Here is an 830-nt window from a genome sequence, read left to right on the forward strand (position 1 = left end):
TCTTTGAAACGGGCGGTTGGGGATTTTCGCTCTGCATGAGGTATTGCTGGCCTTCGATGAGCGCTGCGATTTGAGCAAGCGGGTCGATACTTAGACATCGCGGAGCACCGCACGGACCCCAGCTCTATGGAGCTTGCCGGCGACTATTTGCGTATTGAGCCATTCTCATAGTCTCATTCATGAGCAGTCCTGTGCGCAAGCATTGCTTTGCTAAATTCCCACCACAAGCGCGCCGCCGCTGAGACCCGCACCCGCTGCCGCCAAGAGGACTTTCTCGCCAGGCCGAAACGGCTGCGCCCGATGGGCCAGCGACAATGAGAGCGGGATCGTCGCGGCGGAAGAGTTGCCATATTCGGCGATCGTCTTGACGATCGAGTGATCAGCGATGCCGAGGTTCCTGCCGACCGCGTCGAAAATGCGCGCATTGGCCTGATGCGGCACGAAACGATCGAGGTCTTGCGGCCTCAGTCGGGCAGCAGTGAGCGCATCTCTCGAGCAGGCGGTCATCATCTCCACGGCCTTGCTGAATACTTCACGGCCGTCAGTGATCGTCATCCGTGTCTGCGCGAGGTCGAGGTCGGCATGGAACGGAGTGTTGCTTCCCCCGGCGGGAATCTGGATTAGCCCGTAGCGCGAGCCGTCGGAATCCACCGAAGCGCCGAGAATGCCTCGATCCGGGTCATCGCAAGGACTGATCACCATGGCGCCGGCGGCATCGGCAAACAGCACGGCGCTGGCGCGCTCGGCCAAATTGATGCGGTGGCTGAGGATGTTGGCGGCGATGACAAGGCTCGCTTTGCCGTGCAGGCGGGTGAACCCGTCGGCGAACA

The 830-nt window shown here is 61.2% G+C and carries 1 protein-coding gene; it reads right to left on the reverse strand.

Annotated elements, in window-relative coordinates; translation table 11 throughout:
- Positions 1-210: 210 nt before the first annotated feature.
- A partial coding sequence (locus EN984_RS36290) for a 3-oxoacyl-[acyl-carrier-protein] synthase III C-terminal domain-containing protein (protein ID WP_281057392.1) occupies positions 211-830 on the reverse strand: 620 nt, incomplete at its 5' end.

Origin of the sequence: Mesorhizobium sp. M7A.F.Ca.CA.004.12.1.1 (assembly GCF_003997835.1) — a bacterium.
Classification (GTDB): Bacteria; Pseudomonadota; Alphaproteobacteria; order Rhizobiales; family Rhizobiaceae; genus Mesorhizobium.